General features: G+C 52.7%; 23 protein-coding genes. 5 read left to right on the forward strand and 18 right to left on the reverse strand.

Annotation, left to right across the window (positions count from 1 at the left end):
* The first annotated feature begins 177 nt into the window (after positions 1-177).
* Positions 178-1,698 (forward strand): putative basic amino acid antiporter YfcC, encoded by a 1,521-nt coding sequence (gene yfcC / locus FDX09_RS18910; protein ID WP_137347695.1) that lies wholly within the window; start codon positions 178-180, stop codon positions 1,696-1,698.
* Between the two features lie 56 nt (positions 1,699-1,754).
* Here yfcC and yfcD read toward each other — a convergent pair whose 3' ends face one another.
* From yfcD to yfcF, 3 genes are read right to left on the reverse strand one after another with little or no spacing between them, the layout of a single operon-like run.
* A complete protein-coding gene (yfcD, locus tag FDX09_RS18915; protein ID WP_006683645.1) occupies positions 1,755-2,309 on the reverse strand; it encodes an NUDIX hydrolase YfcD in 555 nt (184 codons plus the stop codon).
* Between the two features lie 56 nt (positions 2,310-2,365).
* Positions 2,366-2,917 (reverse strand): phosphodiesterase, encoded by a 552-nt coding sequence (gene yfcE, locus FDX09_RS18920; RefSeq protein ID WP_069323380.1) that lies wholly within the window; start codon positions 2,915-2,917, stop codon positions 2,366-2,368.
* Positions 2,918-2,972: 55 nt separating this feature from the next.
* Positions 2,973-3,617 (reverse strand): glutathione transferase, encoded by a 645-nt coding sequence (gene yfcF, locus FDX09_RS18925; protein ID WP_085047811.1) that lies wholly within the window; start codon positions 3,615-3,617, stop codon positions 2,973-2,975.
* A gap of 134 nt (positions 3,618-3,751) precedes the next feature.
* Here yfcF and yfcG point away from each other — a divergent pair, with 134 nt between their 5' ends.
* From yfcG to FDX09_RS18945, 4 genes are all read left to right on the forward strand, one after another.
* Positions 3,752-4,387, forward strand: a complete 636-nt coding sequence (gene yfcG, locus FDX09_RS18930) for a GSH-dependent disulfide bond oxidoreductase (protein ID WP_069323632.1) — start codon at positions 3,752-3,754, stop codon at positions 4,385-4,387.
* Between the two features lie 54 nt (positions 4,388-4,441).
* Positions 4,442-4,804, forward strand: coding sequence for a dihydroneopterin triphosphate 2'-epimerase (gene folX / locus FDX09_RS18935; RefSeq protein WP_038642324.1), 363 nt, complete (start codon positions 4,442-4,444; stop codon positions 4,802-4,804).
* Positions 4,805-4,823: 19 nt separating this feature from the next.
* Positions 4,824-5,717 (forward strand): TIGR01777 family oxidoreductase, encoded by an 894-nt coding sequence (locus tag FDX09_RS18940; protein ID WP_085047810.1) that lies wholly within the window; start codon positions 4,824-4,826, stop codon positions 5,715-5,717.
* Between the two features lie 71 nt (positions 5,718-5,788).
* A complete protein-coding gene (locus FDX09_RS18945) occupies positions 5,789-6,304 on the forward strand; it encodes a GNAT family N-acetyltransferase (RefSeq protein WP_074458484.1) in 516 nt (171 codons plus the stop codon).
* A 33-nt stretch (positions 6,305-6,337) separates the two neighbouring features.
* On the opposite strand, the gene hisP is transcribed toward FDX09_RS18945, so the two are convergent.
* The 15 genes from hisP to pdxB form a co-directional block, all read right to left on the reverse strand.
* Positions 6,338-7,111, reverse strand: a complete 774-nt coding sequence (gene hisP / locus FDX09_RS18950) for a histidine ABC transporter ATP-binding protein HisP (RefSeq protein ID WP_038642330.1) — start codon at positions 7,109-7,111, stop codon at positions 6,338-6,340.
* Positions 7,112-7,124: 13 nt separating this feature from the next.
* Positions 7,125-7,832: a histidine ABC transporter permease HisM gene (hisM, locus tag FDX09_RS18955; RefSeq protein ID WP_038642332.1), complete on the reverse strand. Its 708-nt coding sequence runs from the start codon at positions 7,830-7,832 to the stop codon at positions 7,125-7,127.
* Positions 7,829-8,515: a histidine ABC transporter permease HisQ gene (locus tag FDX09_RS18960; RefSeq protein WP_038642334.1), complete on the reverse strand. Its 687-nt coding sequence runs from the start codon at positions 8,513-8,515 to the stop codon at positions 7,829-7,831. The genes hisM and FDX09_RS18960 overlap by 4 nt, the downstream gene beginning before the upstream one ends.
* A 186-nt stretch (positions 8,516-8,701) precedes the next feature.
* The gene (gene hisJ, locus FDX09_RS18965) at positions 8,702-9,484 is read right to left on the reverse strand and encodes a histidine ABC transporter substrate-binding protein HisJ (protein WP_003028120.1); all 783 of its coding nucleotides are present in this window, start codon (positions 9,482-9,484) and stop codon (positions 8,702-8,704) included.
* Positions 9,485-9,731: 247 nt separating this feature from the next.
* Positions 9,732-10,514: a lysine/arginine/ornithine ABC transporter substrate-binding protein ArgT gene (gene argT, locus FDX09_RS18970; RefSeq protein ID WP_006683634.1), complete on the reverse strand. Its 783-nt coding sequence runs from the start codon at positions 10,512-10,514 to the stop codon at positions 9,732-9,734.
* Positions 10,515-10,799: 285 nt separating this feature from the next.
* The gene (locus FDX09_RS18975) at positions 10,800-11,369 is read right to left on the reverse strand and encodes a UbiX family flavin prenyltransferase (protein WP_038642336.1); all 570 of its coding nucleotides are present in this window, start codon (positions 11,367-11,369) and stop codon (positions 10,800-10,802) included.
* Between the two features lie 97 nt (positions 11,370-11,466).
* The gene (purF, locus tag FDX09_RS18980) at positions 11,467-12,984 is read right to left on the reverse strand and encodes an amidophosphoribosyltransferase (protein WP_005129677.1); all 1,518 of its coding nucleotides are present in this window, start codon (positions 12,982-12,984) and stop codon (positions 11,467-11,469) included.
* Between the two features lie 33 nt (positions 12,985-13,017).
* Positions 13,018-13,506 (reverse strand): colicin V production protein, encoded by a 489-nt coding sequence (gene cvpA / locus FDX09_RS18985; RefSeq protein WP_005129678.1) that lies wholly within the window; start codon positions 13,504-13,506, stop codon positions 13,018-13,020.
* Between the two features lie 202 nt (positions 13,507-13,708).
* Positions 13,709-14,377 carry a cell division protein DedD gene (gene dedD, locus FDX09_RS18990; protein WP_137347696.1) on the reverse strand — a complete coding sequence of 223 codons (669 nt, stop codon included), beginning with the start codon at positions 14,375-14,377 and terminating at the stop codon, positions 13,709-13,711.
* On the reverse strand, positions 14,367-15,635 hold the full coding sequence (gene folC / locus FDX09_RS18995; protein WP_085047807.1) for a bifunctional tetrahydrofolate synthase/dihydrofolate synthase: 1,269 nt from the start codon (positions 15,633-15,635) through the stop codon (positions 14,367-14,369). The genes dedD and folC overlap by 11 nt, the downstream gene beginning before the upstream one ends.
* A 192-nt stretch (positions 15,636-15,827) precedes the next feature.
* Positions 15,828-16,742, reverse strand: coding sequence for an acetyl-CoA carboxylase, carboxyltransferase subunit beta (gene accD, locus FDX09_RS19000; protein WP_038642345.1), 915 nt, complete (start codon positions 16,740-16,742; stop codon positions 15,828-15,830).
* A 149-nt stretch (positions 16,743-16,891) separates the two neighbouring features.
* Positions 16,892-17,551 (reverse strand): DedA family protein, encoded by a 660-nt coding sequence (locus FDX09_RS19005; protein ID WP_003028140.1) that lies wholly within the window; start codon positions 17,549-17,551, stop codon positions 16,892-16,894.
* A 24-nt stretch (positions 17,552-17,575) separates the two neighbouring features.
* Positions 17,576-18,388: a tRNA pseudouridine(38-40) synthase TruA gene (gene truA / locus FDX09_RS19010; protein ID WP_038642347.1), complete on the reverse strand. Its 813-nt coding sequence runs from the start codon at positions 18,386-18,388 to the stop codon at positions 17,576-17,578.
* Positions 18,388-19,401, reverse strand: a complete 1,014-nt coding sequence (locus tag FDX09_RS19015) for an aspartate-semialdehyde dehydrogenase (RefSeq protein ID WP_087857354.1) — start codon at positions 19,399-19,401, stop codon at positions 18,388-18,390. The genes truA and FDX09_RS19015 overlap by 1 nt, the downstream gene beginning before the upstream one ends.
* A gap of 67 nt (positions 19,402-19,468) precedes the next feature.
* Entirely contained in the window at positions 19,469-20,605 is a 1,137-nt protein-coding gene (gene pdxB / locus FDX09_RS19020) for a 4-phosphoerythronate dehydrogenase PdxB (RefSeq protein ID WP_137347697.1), read from the reverse strand.
* Positions 20,606-20,643: the final 38 nt, after the last annotated feature.

A 20,643-nucleotide genomic window follows, 5' to 3' on the forward strand; every position in this document is an offset into this window, starting at 1 on the left:
TTATCCGGCAACACCTCTGCTTATCAAACCGGAAATAGCTGATATTTCCGGTTTTTTTATATCTGTTCTTTCTTTGGTACATTCTGAAATATTTGCCAGGATGCGCTGCATCAATGAATAACTATTCTTCTGTTTGCATACTTACTCTCTTTTGCATTGCAACAGGGATAGTCTTTCATGTCAGCAGTCACAGAATCACAGCCAGCCAAAAAATGGGCGATGCCCGATACGCTGGTGATTATTTTTTTCGTCGCCATTTTAACCAGCCTGGCGACATGGGTTGTTCCGGTCGGGATGTTCGACAGCCAGGAAGTGCAGTATCAGGTTGATGGGCAAACCAAAACCCGTAATGTTGTCGACCCCCACTCTTTTCGTATTCTGACCAACGATGCGGGTGAAGAGCAGTATCACCGGGTGCAGTTTTTCACCACCGGAGATGAACGCCCTGGCCTGATGAATTTTCCGTTTGAAGGATTAACCTCCGGCTCTAAATTCGGCACCGCCGTCGGCATTATTATGTTTATGCTGGTGATTGGCGGCGCATTCGGCATCGTTATGCGTACCGGAACCATTGATAACGGTATCCTGGCGCTCATTCGCCATACGCGAGGTAACGAGGTCCTGTTTATCCCGGTGCTGTTTGTTCTCTTCTCATTAGGCGGCGCGGTGTTTGGCATGGGCGAAGAGGCGGTCGCCTTTGCCATTATTATCGCGCCTTTGATGGTACGCTTAGGTTACGACAGTATCACCACCGTTCTGGTCACTTATATCGCTACCCAGATTGGTTTTGCCAGTTCGTGGATGAACCCGTTCTGCGTAGTGGTCGCACAGGGTATTGCAGGCGTCCCGGTGCTCTCTGGTTCCGGTCTGCGTATCGTCGTGTGGGTCGTTGCGACCCTGATAGGGCTGACCTTCACCCTGGTCTACGCAGCGCGCATCAAAAAAAATCCGCTTCTCTCCCGGGTACATGAGTCAGACCGTTTTTTTCGCGAGCAGCAGGACGAGGTTGTAGAACGCCGCTTCACGCTGGGCGACTGGTTGGTGCTGCTGGTACTGACGGCGGTGATGATTTGGGTCGTCTGGGGCGTTATCGTCAACGCGTGGTTTATTCCTGAGATCGCCAGCCAGTTCTTCACGATGGGACTGGTGATTGGCATCATCGGCGTCGTGTTCCGTCTCAACGGTATGACGGTCAACGTTATGGCATCTTCATTCACTGAAGGCGCGCGAATGATGATTGCTCCCGCTCTGCTGGTCGGTTTCGCCAAGGGCATATTATTGCTGGTCGGTAACGGAGAGGCGGGCGAAGCCAGCGTATTAAATACCCTGCTGCACAGCATTGCCAACGGTATCAGCGGGCTGGATAACGCTATCGCTGCATGGTTTATGCTGCTGTTCCAGGCGGTATTTAATTTCTTCGTCACGTCCGGTTCTGGCCAGGCTGCATTGACCATGCCGCTATTAGCGCCGCTGGGCGATCTGGTTGGCGTAAACCGTCAGGTCACCGTACTGGCCTTCCAGTTTGGCGACGGATTCAGTCACATTATCTATCCGACGTCGGCATCATTGATGGCAACGTTAGGCGTTTGTCGGGTGGATTTTCGTAACTGGCTGAAAGTAGGCGCCACGCTGTTGGGCCTGCTGTTTATTATGTCCAGCGTGGTGGTGATTGGGGCGCAGATAATGGGTTACCATTAAAAAATGATTGCCCGGCCTACATGATTTCTCGACGCTGTAGGCCGGATGAGCAGACGTTACTCGGCTTCTTCCTGCTTTTCGGCTTTCGCCCCTTCATTCTTGGCGTTGCGGGTCATCCACAGCGCCAGCGCTTTCAGTGAGTCCGGCGTAAATTCGTCGCAGCGTGCGGTGATTTCTTCCGGCGTCAGCCAGCAAACTTCACTGACCTCTTCTTCCTGAAGCGCAAACGGCCCGTGGGAAACGCAGCTAAACAGCCCGCCCCAGACGCGACAGTTCTGGTCTTCAAAATAAAACTGACCGTGCTCGGCAAACGGCACGCCCGCAATCCCCAACTCCTCTTCCGCTTCACGGCGCGCTGAGTCCAGTAGCTGCTCGTCAGCCTGAACAACACCGCCAGCGGTGGCATCCAGCATTCCGGGCAAAAAATCTTTTGTCTCAGTCCTACGCTGAACCAGAATTTTGCCCATACCATCGTGCACCACGATATACGTCGCACGATGGCGTAAGCGCTGCGCCCGCATTTGTTCCCGGCTGGACTGTGCGATGACTTCGTTGTCTTCATTCACAATATCCACCCATTCCGTACTTGCCAAACGACGCTGTTCCACCATCAGGAAACCTTCTTTTTTCTGGCGCTCTTACGGCGCGTTTATGTTTGTGGGGTAAATTACGGATTAATCTCGATCTGCGCAATAACACTTTGATCATTGAGTGCCATTACGCTGAGAACATTATCATCCAGAATCCCGTAGCTTGCCGCAAAGCCTCCTTTCGGGATGCTTACCGAGCCAGGGTTAAAGTGATAGACATCCCCTTGCAACTCGGCAACCGGCAGATGAGTATGGCCATAAACCAGTACATCTCCCGCGCTGAGCGCTGGCATATTTTGCGGGCCAAAAAGATGCCCGTGCGTCAAAAAGAGTCGCTGGTTTTCTGTCAGAATTTGCTGCCACGGCGCGGTTATCGGAAAATGCAGGAGCATCTGATCCACTTCGCTGTCGCAATTGCCACGCACCGCAATAATCCGCGCTGCCAGTTCATTCAACCGCTCTGCAACCTGCGCGGGCGCATAGCCTTCCGGCAACGCATTACGCGGTCCGTGATTTAAAACATCACCCAATATCACCAGCCATTGCGCACCGCTTGCGCTAAACAGTTCGAGTACGCGTTCCGTGGCTGGCAACGAACCATGAATGTCCGATGCGAACATCAGTTTCATCACTCACTCCTCGTTGAAAATTACCTTGTAATGATACTGGATTACGCTCCGATGGTCAGCAGGAACGCTTCGCTGAAAGCGCGATAAAACGCTGAACTGAAGCGCGCTGCCACTGGAAGGTGGCATATTCTGCAAGCGCTTCTGGCACCTCATCGCCGTTAAGGACCAGACGATTAAGCATTAGCGCTAAATCGCAATCAGCGATACACCATTCGCCAAATAAATTCTGTTTACCATGGCTCAGTAAACTGCTCGCAGTGGCGAACAGTTTTTCCGCACTGGCTTTTCCGGCGTCGCTCAGCGGCGCTTTTTTCACGCCAGCAAAAACCACATCCGTTGAGCGCTCTTCACGAATAGGCATCAGATCGCTGCGGATCCACGCCTGCACCTGGCGAGCCCGCGCGCGCTTTTGCACATCATGTGGGTAGATGCGCTCCCACTGCGGCGGGGCAAAGCTCTCTTCCAGAAACTCAGTAATTGCTGATGATTCGCTCAGCTCGAAATCGTCAATCTCCAGGACCGGCACGCGGCGCGTCAACGCATAACCTTGCCATGAAGGTTGCAAGTGTTCACCGCTGTTGAGATCAACAGTTTTCAGCGTAAAAGGTAGCCCTTTCTCTTGCAGAGCGACATAAACAGACAGCACGTAAGGGGAGAAAAAATTGGCATCTGACCACAGCGTAATTGCAGGTTTGCTCATAACGTCCTCTGAAGTGTATTGGCTTGCCTTCAAAATATAGAGTCTTTCTCTCGCTGTCACTTGATGAAAACTCACGCACGCCAACAGGCTCTATACTTGTAATGACCCGGTTCATGACAAAACGGACGCTGAAAATGATCGATCTCTATTACACGCCATCGCCAAACGGTCACAAAATCACGCTGTTTCTTGAAGAAGCGCAGCTGCAATACCGTCTGATTCATGTCGATATCAGCAAAGGTAGCCAGTTTCGTCCTGATTTTCTGCAGATCTCGCCGAACAATAAAATCCCGGCCATTATCGACAATGCGCCGCAGGATGGTGGAAGCCCGATCAGCCTGTTTGAGTCCGGAGAAATTTTACTCTATCTGGCGGAAAAGAGCGGCAAGCTGCTGAGCGGTGAGTTGCGTGAGCGCCACACCACGCTGCAATGGCTGTTCTGGCAGGTCAGCGGCCTGGGCCCCATGCTCGGTCAGAATCACCATTTCAGTCATTACGCCCCGCAGACTATTCCCTACGCCATTGAAAGATACCAGGTTGAAACCCAGCGCCTGTACAACGTGATGAATAAACGTCTGGAAACCTCCCCCTGGCTGGGGGGCGATCACTACAGCATTGCGGACATAGCCTGCTGGCCATGGATTCATGCCCACCAGCGTCAGCGTATCGACCTCGACAATTACCCGGCGGTTAATAACTGGCATGAGCGCATCCGTACGCGGCCCGCTACAGAACGCGCCATGCAGCAAGCGCAGAGTGAGAAGCGGTAACACGGTTCGATTCTCGTGTATCATGAATAGGTTCATACATGGAGGAAACCTGCAATGTCACAACCTGACGCGATTATTCGTATAAAAAACCTTCGTCTGCGCACCTTTATCGGCATCAAAGAAGAGGAGATCCTTAACCGCCAGGATATCGTCATCAACATTGCCATTCATTATCCGGCAGACAAAGCCCGTATCAGCGAAGATATCAACGATGCGCTGAATTATCGCACTATCACCAAAAGCATCATTGCGCACGTGGAGAGTAACCGCTTCTCACTATTAGAAAAATTAACTCAAGATGTGCTCGATATCGCACGCGAACATCACTGGGTCACTTATGCTGAAGTGGAGATCGATAAACTTCACGCATTGCGTTACGCCGACTCAGTATCCATGACGCTGAGCTGGCAGCGCTAAACGTAACCCGGGAGGCGACATGCAGATTCTGATTACCGGCGGTACTGGCCTGATTGGACGTCATCTGATCCCCCGCCTGCTCGAACTGGGGCATCAGATAACCGTAGTGACACGTACCCCTGATAAGGCGCGTCAGATTCTCGACTCTCGGGTCACGTTATGGAAGGGGCTGGCAGAGCAGCAAAATCTCGATGGCATTGATGCCGTGATTAACCTTGCCGGAGAGCCTATTGCAGATAAGCGCTGGAGCGCTGAGCAAAAAGAGCGCCTATGCCAGAGTCGTTGGGGCATCACGCAGAAACTGGTCGATTTAATCAACGCCAGCGAGACGCCGCCCGCGGTGTTAATATCCGGTTCCGCTACCGGTTACTACGGCGATCTGGGCGAAGTTGTCGTCACGGAAGAAGAGCCGCCGCATAACGAATTTACCCATAAGCTGTGCGCCCGCTGGGAGCAAATTGCCAGCACAGCGCAAAGTGACAAAACCCGCGTGTGTATGTTGCGTACCGGCGTGGTATTGGCCTCTGCTGGCGGGATTCTGGGGAAAATGGTCCCGCCATTCCGTCTTGGTTTAGGCGGCCCGATTGGTAACGGACGCCAGTATCTGGCCTGGATCCATATTGATGATATGGTCAACGGTATTATCTGGCTGCTGGATAACGATCTGCGTGGCCCCTTCAATATGGTTTCACCGTACCCGGTACACAATGAGCAGTTTGCCCACGCACTGGGTCATGCATTAAACCGCCCAGCCATTCTGCGCGTTCCCGCCAGCGTAATACGTCTACTGATGGGCGAGTCTTCCGTGCTGGTTCTCGGCGGACAGCGGGCGTTACCCAAACGCCTGGAAGCGTCCGGTTTTGCGTTTCGTTGGTACGATTTAGAAGAGGCGCTAGCGGATGTTATCCGATAGTTGCTAAGCGCTATTCACATTCGCCGTTGCGATGGTAAGGTTATAGATCTGACTTCCGCAATGGCGACGTTATGGCAAAAATATCGACTCCCCGTCTTACCCTCTCTTTGTTTCAATTTTCTGACTGGTCATTTTTCCAGAGACTGCGTGAAAGCCCTGAAGTCATGCGCTATATGGGCGACATCGCCCCAGCAAAGGATACGCGTCTGTTATTCGCCAGACGCCTTGCCGCACAGCACACATTTGTTATTCGCGAGCATAACAACCCGACGCCGCTCGGCGATATTGGTCTGCAAATCAGTCATCTTTATCCGCATGAGGCCGACCTCGGTTACGCCCTCATGCCGCATGCGCAGGGGAAAGGTATTGCCAGCGAAGCCGTGCGCGCGGTGTGTCAGTATGCCCTGGAGCAGGCTGGCGTCACGGCGATAAATGCTTACGTGCTGGCAGAGAATAAGGGGTCGATACGTGTTCTGGAAAAGACGGGCTTTGTACGAACGCAGGTGCTGGAAAAAGCGTATGAAATTAATGGGGTCGCGCACGACGACTGGGTTTATCGCCTGGAGTGCGATGCGTTAAAGCGGTAGGCCCGGAAAGCATAGCGCCTCCGGGCAACTGAATTACTTCAGCGATCCTTTGAGGAACTGCTGCAAGCGTGGGCTTTGCGGGTTGCCGAATACCTGCTCCGGGTCGCCCTCTTCTTCAATTTTCCCCTGATGCAGAAAGATCACATGCGTGGAGACATTTCGGGCAAACCCCATTTCATGGGTCACGACCACCATGGTTTTCCCCTCTTCGGCCAGTTGCTGCATAATGCGCAGCACTTCGCCGACCAGCTCTGGGTCAAGCGCCGAGGTGGGTTCATCAAACAGCAACACCTCCGGTTCCATCGCCAGCGCTCGCGCAATAGAAACGCGCTGCTGCTGACCACCAGACAAATGCACCGGATATTTACCCTGCGCTCGCTCATCAATGCCCACTTTAGCCAGATACTTCACCGCACGAGCGCGGGCTTCCTGCTTGCTCAATCCTAATACCTGAATCGGCGCTTCCATGACGTTTTCCAGCACCGTCATGTGGCTCCACAGATTAAAGTGCTGAAAGACCATGGTTAGTCTTGTGCGCAGCAAACGCAGTTGATTTTTGTCCGCAACCTTGAGCTGGCCGTCTTTGTCACGCACCAGTCCAATGTTCTGCCCACTGACGACAATAGAACCAGCGCTCGGTTTTTCAAGAAAGTTAATGCAGCGCAGAAAGGTACTTTTACCGGAACCAGACGAACCAATAATACTGATAACATCACCCGCATTAGCTTGCAGCGATACCCCTTTCAGCACTTCATGTTCGCCGTAGTGCTTATGTAAATCGATAACGTTTAATTTATTCTCAGACATCGTGTTACTCGAATTATTTAGAGGATACATGCTGCAACCAGCGTTTTTCCGCTTTACGGAACAGACTGATCAGGACATACGAAATAATCAAATACAGCACCGCGGCAATACCAAAAGCGGTAAACGGTTGATACGTTGCCGAGTTGATATCGCGGGCGATTTTCAACAAATCAGGCACCGTGGCGGTAAACGCCAGCGCCGTGGAGTGCAGCATTAAAATCACTTCATTGCTGTATGCCGGCAGCGCAATACGCAGCGCGGAAGGCAAAATTATGCAGCGATACAGTTTGAATGACGAGAAACCGTAAGCGCGCGCGGCTTCAATCTCACCATGTGGCACAGAACGAATCGCCCCGGCGAAAATCTCCGTCGTATAGGCACAGGTATTCAGCGTCAACGCCAGTACGGTGCAATTCAATCCGCTGCGGAAAAACGCGTTGAGGAAGTCCGTTCCTTTGACTATCTCCAGCGTATACATCCCGGAATAAAACACCAGCAGCTGTACATACAGCGGCGTGCCACGAAAAACATAGGTAAATAACCAGATCGGGAACTGGATAAATTTATTGCTGGAAACGCGACCAATCGCCAAAAACAGCGCCAGTATGCCGCCCATCACCACCGACGAGATCAACAACCACAAAGTAATTGCCACACCGGTAAAGCGGTAACCGTCCGTCCACAGCAGGGATTTCCAGTACTCCTGAATTATCTCAATCACAGGTCAGCCCTCTTCACACCCACGGAGTAACGGCGCTCAAGGTACAGCAGCACACCATTAGAAACTGTGGTAAACACCAGATAGATGACCCCGCACACCACGGCAAAATAGAACGGCTCCCAGGTGCTCTTCCCGGCAAGCTGAGTGGCTTTCACCACATCTTCCAGACCGAGCAGTGATACCAACGCCGTGGCTTTGAGAATAACCTGCCAGTTATTACCAATTCCCGGTAAGGCATAGCGCATCATCGCCGGGAACATAATGCGGCGAAATATTTGTGAACTGGTAAAGCCGAATGCCGTCGCAGCTTCAATATGGCCTTTGGGCACAGCCATAAACGCGCCGCGGAACGTTTCGGTAAAGTAAGCCCCGTAGATAAATCCGAGCGTGATTATCCCTGCTACCATCGGATCGATATCAATCTGGCTGACCCCCATTGCATCGGTAATGGTATTCAGCGCGATTTGTAATCCATAGAAGATGAGCAACATTAAGACCAGATCGGGCACGCCGCGGATAAGCGTGGTGTACGCTTCGAAAATAAGCCCCAACGCCCGGCTTTGCGACAGTTTTGCTGCCGCGCCGACAAGGCCTATCAGAACCGCCAGCACCACTGAGCTGAGAGCCAGCTCAAGCGTAACAATTGCGCCCTGTAAAATAACACCTGAAAAGCCATACAACATGCTGCCTGTCCTGTCGTGTGTGGTGGAGTAATAAGCCTCTTTTGATTTCAGACTCACCGTTAAATGCCGGATGGCGGCGTTGCCTTATCCGGCCTACAAAATCAACGTAGGCCGGATGAGCACAGCGCCATCAGACATAAATTCAACGCGTCAAAAATCTACGGGCTTTATCAGCACCTGCGGTGATTAACCGCCATAAACATCAAAATCGAAGTACTTTTTAGCCAGCTTCTCGTAAGTGCCGTCAGCGCGCATCTCCGCAAAGGCTTTATTCAGTGCTTCGCGCAGCTCGTTATCATCTTTACGCAGCCCCATACCGGTACCCACGCCAAACAATTTCTCGTCTTTCACAGACGGGCCGCCGAATTTGTAATCCTTACCAACTGGCTGTTTCAGGAAGCCTTCGCTGGCAGCGACTTCGTCCTGGAATGCGGCGTCAATACGCCCGGCAGTCAGGTCAGAATAGATGTTGTCTTGTCCCTGATAGGAGACAATTTCAATACCTTTTGGCGCCCAGTGTTCGTTGCCGAACGTTTCCTGAGTGGTGCCCTGCAGCACGCCGACACGTTTGCCTTTCAGCGACTCAATGGTCGGCTGAATAGCAGAATCCTTAGCGACAACCAGACGCGAGTCGGCTGCATAAAGTTTGTCGGTAAACGCGATTTCCTGCTGACGTTTTTCAGTAATGGAAAGCGAAGACATAATCGCATCGATTTTCTTCGCTTTTAGCGAAGGGATCAGCGCGTCCAGCGGGTTTTCCACGAAGGTACATTGTGTATTAATACGTTTGCATAGCTCTTTAGCCAGATCGATATCAAAACCGACTAATTCACCCTGCGCATTTTTCGATTCGAACGGCGCATAAGTAGGATCGGTGCCGATACGAATTTTTTGCGGAATGGCTGCAAATGCTGCGGTAGCACTGGAGAAAGCCAGGACCAGAGAAAGAGACAACACCAGTTTTTTCATAACTATCCTCAACAGACTGTCTTTTATAGGGGATCTTTACAGGACCAGGTGCAGTTATCGTGCCATTAATCAGGCCGACAAGGCAAAGCATTCTACCTTGTCGGCGGTATTTATTTGCATGAAAAGCGCTTAAGTATGCACTCATGCTTATTAAGTCAGCGATAAAGGCACCAAAACAGTGCACTGAATTTATGATGCACCATAATGGTTACCCGCCATGGTGCAGCCAACTCCCCACGTCGATGAATTAATCGCCGTAGACATTAAAGTTAAAATACTTACTCGCCATCTTGTCGTAGGTGCCGTCTTTGCGCAGTTCGCCCAGCGCTTTATCGAAAGCCGCTTTCAGCTCCGCATCATCTTTGCGCAAGCCAATCCCGGTTCCGTCGCCAAAGTATTTTTTATCTTTAACTGAAGGACCGGCAAAAGCGTAGTCTTTGCCTGCCGGCTGTTTAAGAAAACCTTCACTGGCCGCGACTTCATCCTGCAATGCCGCATCCAGACGGCCCGCCGTCAGGTCAGAATAGATCAGGTCCTGGTTCGCGTAGGCCACCACATCCACGCCTTTGCTGCGCCAGTTATCATTGGCATAGGCTTCCTGAGTTGAGCCTTGTAGTACGCCTACGTGTTTACCTTTGAGGGAGTCCAGAGTCGGTTGAATCGGGGAACCTTTCGCGGCGATCAAACGAGAATCTGCGGCGTAAAGTTTGTCTGAGAAGGCAATCTCTTGCTGGCGCTTCTCGGTGATAGAAAGCGAGGAGATGATGGCATCAATTTTTTTCGCTTTCAGCGACGGGATCAGCGCATCAAAGTCGCTGGCAACCCAGGTGCATTTGATCTGCATGCGTTTACACATCTCATTTCCTAAATCGATATCAAAGCCGACAAAGTCGCCCTTGGCATCTTTAGAGGAAAAAGGCGCGTAGGTGGTATCTGTACCAATACGAACTGTCTGCGGAAGTGCTGCGTAACTGGCCGCGGTTGCGGAAAGTCCTACCAGCAAAGACAAAGCAAGAACCGTCTTCTTCATACATAACCCTCAAGTGGCGTAATTTTATTATGTTTTACGTTGTGTTGTGTTTGCAGACTTTTTCATGCAGGTCTTATGCCATTTTCGCGTCGTTGAGGATATTCGACGTTAAATATGTTAATAAAACGTTGCAATATTGTCCTGATTTTGAAGATAGCAGGTCTGACGGTTGAAACGCAGCGTTTCGTTGAGTTTTGACGAATTAAATGTTGAGGATATGATCGCGGTTACAAAATTGCCCTGAAACAGGGCAACGGATGTTTCTTTGCACGCTGATGGAACGGCTTACGCCCCTTGCCAGCGGGTGAAGAGGTCCTGAGGAAGGGAAATATCAAACTGGTCAAGGACACGATTAACCGTTTGATTAATCACATCATCTAACGTTTGCGGGCGATGATAAAACGCCGGGACAGGCGGCATAATCACCGCTCCAATTTCTGCCGCCTGCGTCATCAGCCGCAAATGCCCCAGATGCAATGGCGTTTCGCGCACGCACAGCACCAGCGGGCGACGTTCTTTCAATACCACGTCAGCCGCACGAGTGAGCAGCCCATCGGTATAGCTATGCACGATGCCAGAAAGGGTTTTAATTGAACAGGGCAGGATAACCATCCCGGCGGTCTGAAAAGAGCCAGAGGATATACTGGCGGCGATATCGCGCGTATCGTGAGTCACATTCGCCAGAGCCTGCACGTCGCGCACAGAGAGATCCGTTTCCAGCGCCAGCGTCTGCCGGGCAGCGGCGCTCATCACCAGATGGGTTTCCACATCAGTAACGTCACGCAAAACCTGCAGCAGGCGCACGCCGTAAATCGCTCCACTTGCGCCAGAAATACCAATGATGAGTCGTTTCATGTTTAATCGCCCTTGCTTGCTTCAGGGCCGACTTTGCAGGAATTTACGGGGAGTTGCAAGCAAGGGTGCGGGTTGCGCCCTTGCTTGCGAGCAAACATTAACCTTCGTTGTGCATCTCAAGGTTTTCCGCTTCATTCTGACGCAATATCGCTTTGGCATCGTCATTACGCAGGGAGTCAAGGAAATCGAGATACTGCTGGTCAACGTCTTTGGTGACATAGACGCCGTTAAACACTGAACATTCAAACTGCTGAATATCCGGGTTCTCAGCGCGAACGGCTTCAATCAGATCGTTGAGATCCTGGAAGATAAGCCCGTCTGCGCCGATTATCTGGCGGATCTCGTCCACTTCGCGACCGTGGGCAATCAGCTCCGTCGCGGTAGGCATATCGATGCCATAAACGTTCGGGAAGCGGATTTCCGGTGCGGCAGAGGCCAGATACACTTTCTTCGCTCCGGCTTCACGCGCCATCTCGATAATCTGTTCTGAAGTGGTGCCACGTACAATAGAGTCATCCACCAGTAGCACGTTCTTATCACGGAACTCCGCACGGTTGGCGTTCAGTTTACGGCGCACGGATTTACGACGCAGCTGCTGGCCCGGCATGATAAAGGTACGCCCTACGTAGCGGTTTTTCACAAACCCCTGACGATACGGCTTGCCGAGAATACGGGCGATTTCCAGCGCGATATCGCATGAGGTTTCCGGAATCGGGATCACCACGTCGATGTCCAGATCTTCCCACTCGCGGGCAATTTTTTCGCCGAGCTTAGTTCCCATATTCACACGCGCGCTGTAGACGGAAATCTTGTCGATAAAGGAGTCAGGACGCGCAAAGTAAACGTATTCGAACAGGCACGGATTGCTGACCGGGTTATCGGCGCACTGGCGGGTAAACAGCTGGCCTTTTTCGGTGATGTATACCGCTTCGCCAGGCGCAACGTCGCGCAGGAATTCAAAGCCCAGCGTATCCAGCGCCACGCTCTCGGAGGCGACCATATACTCGGTGCGACCATCACCGATATCACGTTTCCCCAGCACCAGCGGACGAATGCCGTTAGGATCGCGGAAGGCGACCATGCCGTGACCGATAATCATCGCCACGCAGGCATAGGCCCCGCGGATCTGGCGGTTAGTTGCCGCAATAGCAGCAAAAATATTGTCTGCTTCCAGCGGGTAATGGCGGAAGTTATCCAGCTCGCTGGCGAAAATATTCAGCAGGATTTCAGAATCTGAAGTGGTATTGATGTGGCGGCGCTTTTCTTCAAACAGCTTTTTCCGCAGCTCATGCGCATTGGTCAGGTTGCCATTGTGGGCAAGCGTGATGCCATACGGTGAGTTGACGTAAAAAGGTTGAGCTTCGGAGGCGCTGGAGCTGCCAGCCGTTGGGTAACGCACATGACCGATGCCCATATTGCCCTGCAAACGCTGCATATGGCGCGCTTCAAAAATATCGCTCACCATTCCGTTTGCTTTACGCAAGCGGAAGCAGTTGTTGGCATCAATAGTGATGATGCCCGCAGCATCCTGACCACGATGCTGGAGCACCGTTAACGCGTCATAAATCGACTGGTTTACCGGCATAACACCGGCGATACCGACAATACCGCACATACGTCTTTTCCTCGTTCAGCAACGACCCAAAGTTTATACTTTGGGCAAGAAACTTGACGAGCTTTGCAGATAGTCAAAGAACCATCTGATGATGAAACTGAACTGCGGGATCAGCTGCGACTTACTCCAGTCTTCACTTTTCGACAGACCGGTAAACGTATCGAGAAAGAACAGTATGGCGGCGACGATCAGCGCTCCTCGCAGAGCACCGAAGCAAATCCCCAACACCCTGTCGGTACCCGACAGACCTGTTTTCTCTACCAGTTGGCCTATCACAAAGTTAACGATAGCGCCGACGATAAGTGTCGCGATAAACAGTATCGCGATAGCAATCCCATTTCGAACCAGTTCGTCTTCAAAGCCCGTAAACCAGACAGACAGGTAAGTGTAGTAATGGCTGGCGACAAAGAAAGCACAACCCCAAGTCACCAACGATAATGCTTCACGAACAAAGCCACGGATCAGGCTAACCAGACAGGAAAAACCAATCACCGCGATAATGGCGTAATCAATCCAGACCATAAGTGTCCCACGATTTTACGCCCTGTCGTCCTGTTCGGGGCGCATTCTAACAGAAAAAGAAAACGTTTGCGTAGGGATTTCCTTTCCACGCGTAAATAAAAATGGCGCTGAAAAAATCTTCAACGCCATACGGTTTTATGCCTCTTCGGGCACTGGCCGGAAACGGTGAAAACACCGTATCCGGCCTGCATGAAACAGCCCCTTAATTAGGGGTATATCCCATCACAACCCCACTCAGACCGGAGATCTTCTGTAGCTCGCCCAGCGAATTCTTCAGCTTATCTCTGGAGGCGTCAGGGCCGACGAGAATGCGGGTTATTTTACCCTGTACCGGCGTTGACGGGGAAGTATATACCCGGAAGCCCGCGCCACGAAGTTTACCCACGATCTCATTGACCTTATCCGCATTTTTCAGCGCGCCGAGCTGCACAACATACGCTTTGCCGGTCGGGGCTGGCGCGTCTTCAGCGACCGGTTTCGGCGCTGGAGCTGGCGCAGGCGCTGGCGCCGGTGTGGCGACAACGGGTTGCGGCTTCGGTTTAGGTTTCGGCGGTTCAACAGGTACGGGGACTGGATCTAACTCCGCACTACTTGCCGTTGTCATACGCGACGGATCCAACGATGGCGCGGCGGCATCGCCCGCGCGCACCTCTTCTGCCGCCCCTTCAGGCGGTTGCGTTGGCAGCGCCTGCGTTGCCGCAGGCATCATGTCCGGCTCGTCGCGATCGCCCGGTTTGGGCACCAGAGGGATCGCAGCAAACTCATCCTGATAATGTTTTTTTTGCCCGTCAAGCAGCCCGGGGAGCACAATCACCCCAAGCGCGACCAGCACAATTGTGCCAACTAATCGATTCTGAAACTTACTCGCCACCGCTTCTCCCCACGTCTATCACTTCCATGACATGTGCGACAGTGTGAAACGATCCACACACCAACACGGTATCTTCTGGCTTCGCCTCGGCCAGTGCCGCAGACCATGCCTGCGCCACGCTGTCATAGGCTTCACCTTTGCCCAGATGTTCTAACAGCTGTTCTGCCGTTGCGCCACGCGGCCCTTCCAGTGGCGCGCAGTACCAGGCATCGACTACGCTTTTTAACCAGGCCAACGTACCGGCAATATCTTTATCATGTAGCATACCGATAACTGCAAGTACACGCCCGCTTTTCACTAACTTTTTCAGACGTCCGGTCAGATATTCCGCCGCATGCGGGTTATGGGCAACATCAAAAATCACCCGCGGCGACTCGCTCACAATCTGGAAGCGCCCCGGTAAAATCGCCTGTTTGATTCCGTCACGAATTGCCTGCTCGCTGACGTCAAGACCACTGGCACGCAGCGCAGCCAGTGCGGTCGCGGCGTTCGGTTGTGGAACCTGTGGCAATGGCAGATGCGCCAACGTGCCGTGAGTGTCCGTAAAGGACCAGTCGTTATCCGTTACCGTATAGCGCCAGTCCACACCACAGCGTTGCAAAATCGCCCCGCACTCTTGCGCCACATCCGCAATAGTGTATGGCATTTCAGGTTCACCAACGATGGCCGGTTTCTCTGCGCGGAAAATCCCCGCTTTCTCACGACCAATGCTCTCGCGATCCGGGCCCAGCCAGTCGGTATGATCAAGCGCAATACTGGTGACGACCGCAACATCGGCATCGACGATATTCGTCGCGTCAAGGCGACCGCCTAACCCCACTTCCAGAATGACTACGTCCAACTGAGCCTGTTTAAACAACCAGAGCGCCGATAGCGTACCGTATTCAAAATAGGTCAATGAAATATCGCCACGTGCGTCTTCAATCTCAGCAAACGAGGCAGTATGCGCGGATTCCGGCAGTTCCCCCCCCTGCACGCGCACGCGTTCCGTGTAACGCACCAGATGCGGCGAACTGTATACTCCGACTTTATAACCTGCTGCGGTCAGCACCGATTCCAGCGTACGGCAGGTCGTGCCTTTTCCGTTGGTGCCCGCCACCGTAAAGACAAATGGCGCGGGTTTCAACACGCCCAATTTACGCGCCACCTGACTGACGCGTTCGAGGCCCAGATCGATGGTTTTACTGTGCAGGTTTTCCAGATAAGAAAGCCACGACGCCAGAGGCGACGCGGCTTGAGGAATACGTTTATTGTCCATGATGCCTGTAGATTCTTTACGTTGAGAAAAGCAAAAGGCAGCGCCAACTGGCCCTGCCCTTTTGTACTCGTCGTCTTTCAAGCTGCAGGCTTGTTGGCTGCTCTCGTTCACCCGAATCACTTGCCTGTGCAAGCTCATCGGGATGAACTCTCTTGACGCCTACCTGCAACTCGAAATCCATAGAGTATATTATCAGGACTCTGATTCCTGATCGGGTACCGGAGGTACCACTTCGCCTTCACGCGGCTCATCCGGATTCGGCGCCGGAAGATTCATCAGCTTCGCCAGAATGCTTGCCAGTTTCAGGCGCATTTCCGGACGGCGGACGATCATATCGATAGCGCCTTTTTCAATCAGGAACTCGCTGCGCTGGAATCCCGGCGGCAGTTTCTCACGTACGGTTTGCTCAATAACACGCGGACCCGCAAAGCCAATCAGCGCTTTCGGTTCGGCAATGTTGAGATCGCCCAGCATCGCGAAGCTTGCGGAAACACCGCCCATCGTTGGGTCGGTCAGTACAGAAATGTACGGTAAACCGCGTTCCTGCATTTTCGCCAGCGCAGCAGACGTTTTTGCCATCTGCATCAGAGACATCAGCGCTTCCTGCATACGCGCCCCGCCAGAAGCGGAGAAGCAGATCAGCGGGCAGTTGTCTTCCAGCGCCTGCTCAACGGCACGGACAAAACGCGCGCCAACGACAGACCCCATGGAGCCGCCCATAAACGCGAACTCGAATGCAGCCGCAACGACCGGCATGCCGTGAAGGGTGCCTTTCATCACCACCAGCGCATCTTTCTCGCCGGTTTCTTTCTGTGCTGAGGCCAGTCTGTCTTTGTACTTTTTGGAGTCACGAAACTTCAGCACGTCTTTCGGCTCAAGTTCGCTACCCAGTTCCACAAGAGTACCTTCATCTAACAGGCTATGCAGGCGATTGCGCGCCGACATGCGCATATGATGGTCACACTTCGGACAGACCTCAAGATTACGTTCCAGCTCAGCACGGTATAAAACCTGACCGCAGCTATCACACTTGGTCCACACCCCTTCAGGAATGCTTGCCTTGCGGGTGGGAGTAATGTTGCTTTTAATTCGTTCAATCCAGCTCATTGGTGACCTTTCTGCCTGAACCCTAGTCAGCTTTGTTATAAGGGGCGCATAATGCCATTTTTGCCCCTAACAGACCATGAATGTTGCACATTAAAACATAACAGCCCGAAACTTTGGATAAAAAAGTGGTCGAACCGCTGAGTTACTTTCTATTTTGCAGCCCGTGACGCAGCCCGTTTATGACGAATCACTTCTATCACGCCCGGCAATACGGAAAGGACGATAATCGCCACAATCAATAATTTCAGGTTTTCCTGAACTATTGGCAGATCGCCAAACAGATAGCCTGCGTAGGTGAACAGCAATACCCACAGCAGCGCGCCTACAACGTTATACATCGCAAAGTGGCGGTAGGACATGTGTCCCATACCGGCAACAAATGGCGCAAATGTACGCACGATAGGCACGAAACGCGCCAGGATAATCGTTTTCCCGCCATGACGCTCGTAGAACGCATGGGTTTTATCCAGGTAGCTGCGACGAAAAATTTTGGAGTTCGGGTTACTAAAGAGTTTCTCACCGAACAACCGGCCAATCGTGTAGTTCACCGCATCGCCGACAATCGCAGCCACAATCATCAACGCCACCATCAGATGAACATTGAGATCGTTAGTTGGCAGCGCAGAAAGCGCGCCGGCAACAAACAGCAGCGAGTCCCCCGGCAGGAACGGCGTCACTACCAGCCCGGTTTCACAGAACAGGATCAGAAACAGAATCGCGTATACCCAGATACCGTATTCCGCGACCAGCTCCGCCAGGTGCACATCAATGTGCAGAATAAAATCAATAAGAAAGTAAATCAGATCCATAGTTTTGCCTTTATACGACTCAAATTAGTCCGCCAGAAATAGCGGGCCCATTGGCGGTTTTGGCAGGTCGAACCGGTCCGGGTAATCTACCGCGACCAAATACAGTCCTTCCGCTTTCGCCGTTGCCGCTGCCAGCGTTCTGTCCTTCGCCGCTAACAGTTCTGCTATCCAGCTCTCCGGCTGGTTGTTGGCGCCTACTTCCATCAGGCTACCGACAATATTCCTGACCATATGATGTACAAAGGCATTCGCTTTAATATCCACCACCACATATGCGCCAAAACGTTCAACGTTAATGTGCATCACGTTACGCCACGGCGTGCGCGACTGGCACTGCACCGCACGAAACGAGGTAAAATCATTTTCGCCTATCAGACATTGGGCTGCACGATGCATACGTTCAGCATCCAGCGGCTCATAGTAATGGGTTACCCCTTTGCCCAAAACCGCAGGGCGCAACCGATGATTGTAGATGATGTAGCGATAACGGCGAGCCGTGGCGCTGAATCGGGCATGAAAATCATCAGGTACAGCTTTCACCCAGCGCACGGCGATGTCACCAGGTAAATTCGCATTTACGCCCAACGTCCAGGCGGCATCTTTACGCACAGCGTGCGTTTCAAAATGTACGACCTGGCCTGTGCCATGAACGCCCGCATCCGTGCGCCCCGCACAAAAGACATTGATACGCTCATTCGCGACCTGAGAAAGCGCTTTTTCCAGCTTTTCCTGAACGCTACGCACTTCGTTCTGGCGCTGCCAGCCATAATATTTGCTGCCGTCATACTCAATGCCCAGCGCAATTTTATGGGGTAGCGGCTGTTGCAGGTCCGACATTAGTACAGATACTCCTGCACAAGTTTTTCCGCAATTTTCACCGCCATCAACGCGCCGCCAAAGCGTACGTTGTCTGCCACGGACCAGAACTGAACCTGCTCCGGCATACCGTAATCGTTATGTACACAGCCGATGGAAAGATGTGGGGTACCAGACGCATCGCCAACCTGAGTCGGGAAATCGGTCTCTTCCGACAACACCACGTCTTCAGCGCGAGAAAACGCATCGCGCGCTTCTTCCGCCGCCAACGGACGCAGGGCTTCAAAATTCACCATCTGCGCGTGACCGTAGAATACCGGTGACTGTACGATGCTAGCGGAGATAAGCAGACCGTCATCCTGCATAATTTTGCGCACTTCATCGACGATACGACGCTCTTCGCGCACGCTACCTTCGCGATCTGGCAGCAGCGGCAGCATATTGAATGCCAACTGGCGACCAAAGAAATCGTCTTCGTCAATCGGGATACCATTGAGCAGTTTCGCACTTTGCCCTGCCAACGCATCCACCGCTTTTTTACCGTGCGCGGAGGCCGACAGAATATTGGTCACCGTAATACGTGAAAGACCACCGTCATCAATCAGCGGTTTCAACGCAGACAGCAGTTGACTGGTCAGGCTATTAGGGACTGCAATCACATTGCGGTTGCGATAATCTGCCAACACGAACGGGTTAACGTCCGGAACCACCAGCGGAACGTCAGGCTCAAGTGCGAACAGACCACTGCTGTCGATAACCAGGCAACCGGCATTGGTTGCTTCTTCCACCCATGCAGCGGTGGCCTCAGCGCCAGCGACAAAAAATGCCAGTTGTGCCTGCGTCCAGTCAAAGTCTGCAACATCCTGAACAATGACCGATTTACCGTTAAAACGCAGGTGCTCGCCAGCGCTTTCGTTACGCGCCAGCGCATAAATTTCACCGACCGGGAACTGGCGTTCAGCCAGCGTATCGAGCAGGGCTTCGCCTACGGCGCCCGTTGCGCCCAGAATGGCAATGTTCCAGCCTTCAGACATGGTGATTTACTCCAGAAATACATAAGCGTCCCTGTCGCATTATTCGACAGGGAGCATTAAGAAGACATTAATGTGCCGGGTGATGAACCGCGTTAAAACCCAGCTTACACAGCAAGGCGGCAGCCGTTGCGTCGTCACACATCACGTATAAAGACGACCATTCACGGCGCTCAAGATAATTTTTACGCAGTTTATCAAACTCACCCGGAATTCCAGCGACTTTACGCAGCGGCGCATCATCGCGGCGCACATCATACACTAAATGCGCCAGCCTTTTCAGCGTTGGCTGATCTAACGGGCCATGCAACGTGATACGCCCAAATTCCGGCGCAGGTAACAGAGTGTTCAGCGCAACGTGCTGTTCGCGACCAATAAACTTACTATAGGCCTCAAAGACCTGCGTGGTCCCACGCGCTTTTCCTTCCAGGGTATACCCGGCAATGTGCGCCGTGCCGATATCGGCTTTCTCCAGCAACGCCACATTGAGATCCGGCTCGCCTTCCCAGACATCCAACACCACGCTCAGCGCCTGCCCGGCGTTAAGCCGATTCAGTAATGCCGTATTGTCGATAACCGGCCCCCGGCAGGCGTTGATCAGAATGGTGCCCGGCTTCAGCTGACTAATCAGCGCGTCATCCGCCAGGTGCAACGTTTTATACGGACCGTCTTTAAATAATGGCGTATGGAAAGTCAGTACATCGGCCTGCTGTACCAGTTCGTCCAGCGAGCGGAAATCGCCCTCGTCACCGCGATCGGCCCGCGGCGGATCGCACAGCAAGGTACGGATCCCCAGCGCTTCCAGTCGCGCCTGCAAACGTCCGCCCACGTTGCCAACACCGACGATGCCCACGGTACGATCGCGTAACGCAAAACCGTCGCGCTCCGCCAGCATCAGCAACGCTGAAAAAACATATTCTACGACCGCAATCGCATTACATCCGGGCGCTGCGGAAAAACCGATTCCCGACTGCGCAAGCCAGGCTTCATCCACATGGTCCGTGCCTGCGGTTGCCGTACCGACAAATTTAACCGGTTTTCCGCTGAGCAGTGATTCATTGACTTTCGTCACCGAGCGCACCATTAAGGCATCCGCATCATCCAGTTCGGCAACGGGAATCGGACGACCAGGAACCGCTTTGACCTCCCCCAAACGACTGAACAGTTCGCGGGCATAGGGCATATTTTCATCAACGAGGATTTTCACGTCTTTCGCACCTGTTTGAGAACGAGAGTTAACCGGGC

The sequence above is a fragment of the Citrobacter sp. wls717 genome (genome assembly GCF_005280955.1).
Lineage (GTDB): Bacteria > Pseudomonadota > Gammaproteobacteria > Enterobacterales > Enterobacteriaceae > Citrobacter > Citrobacter werkmanii.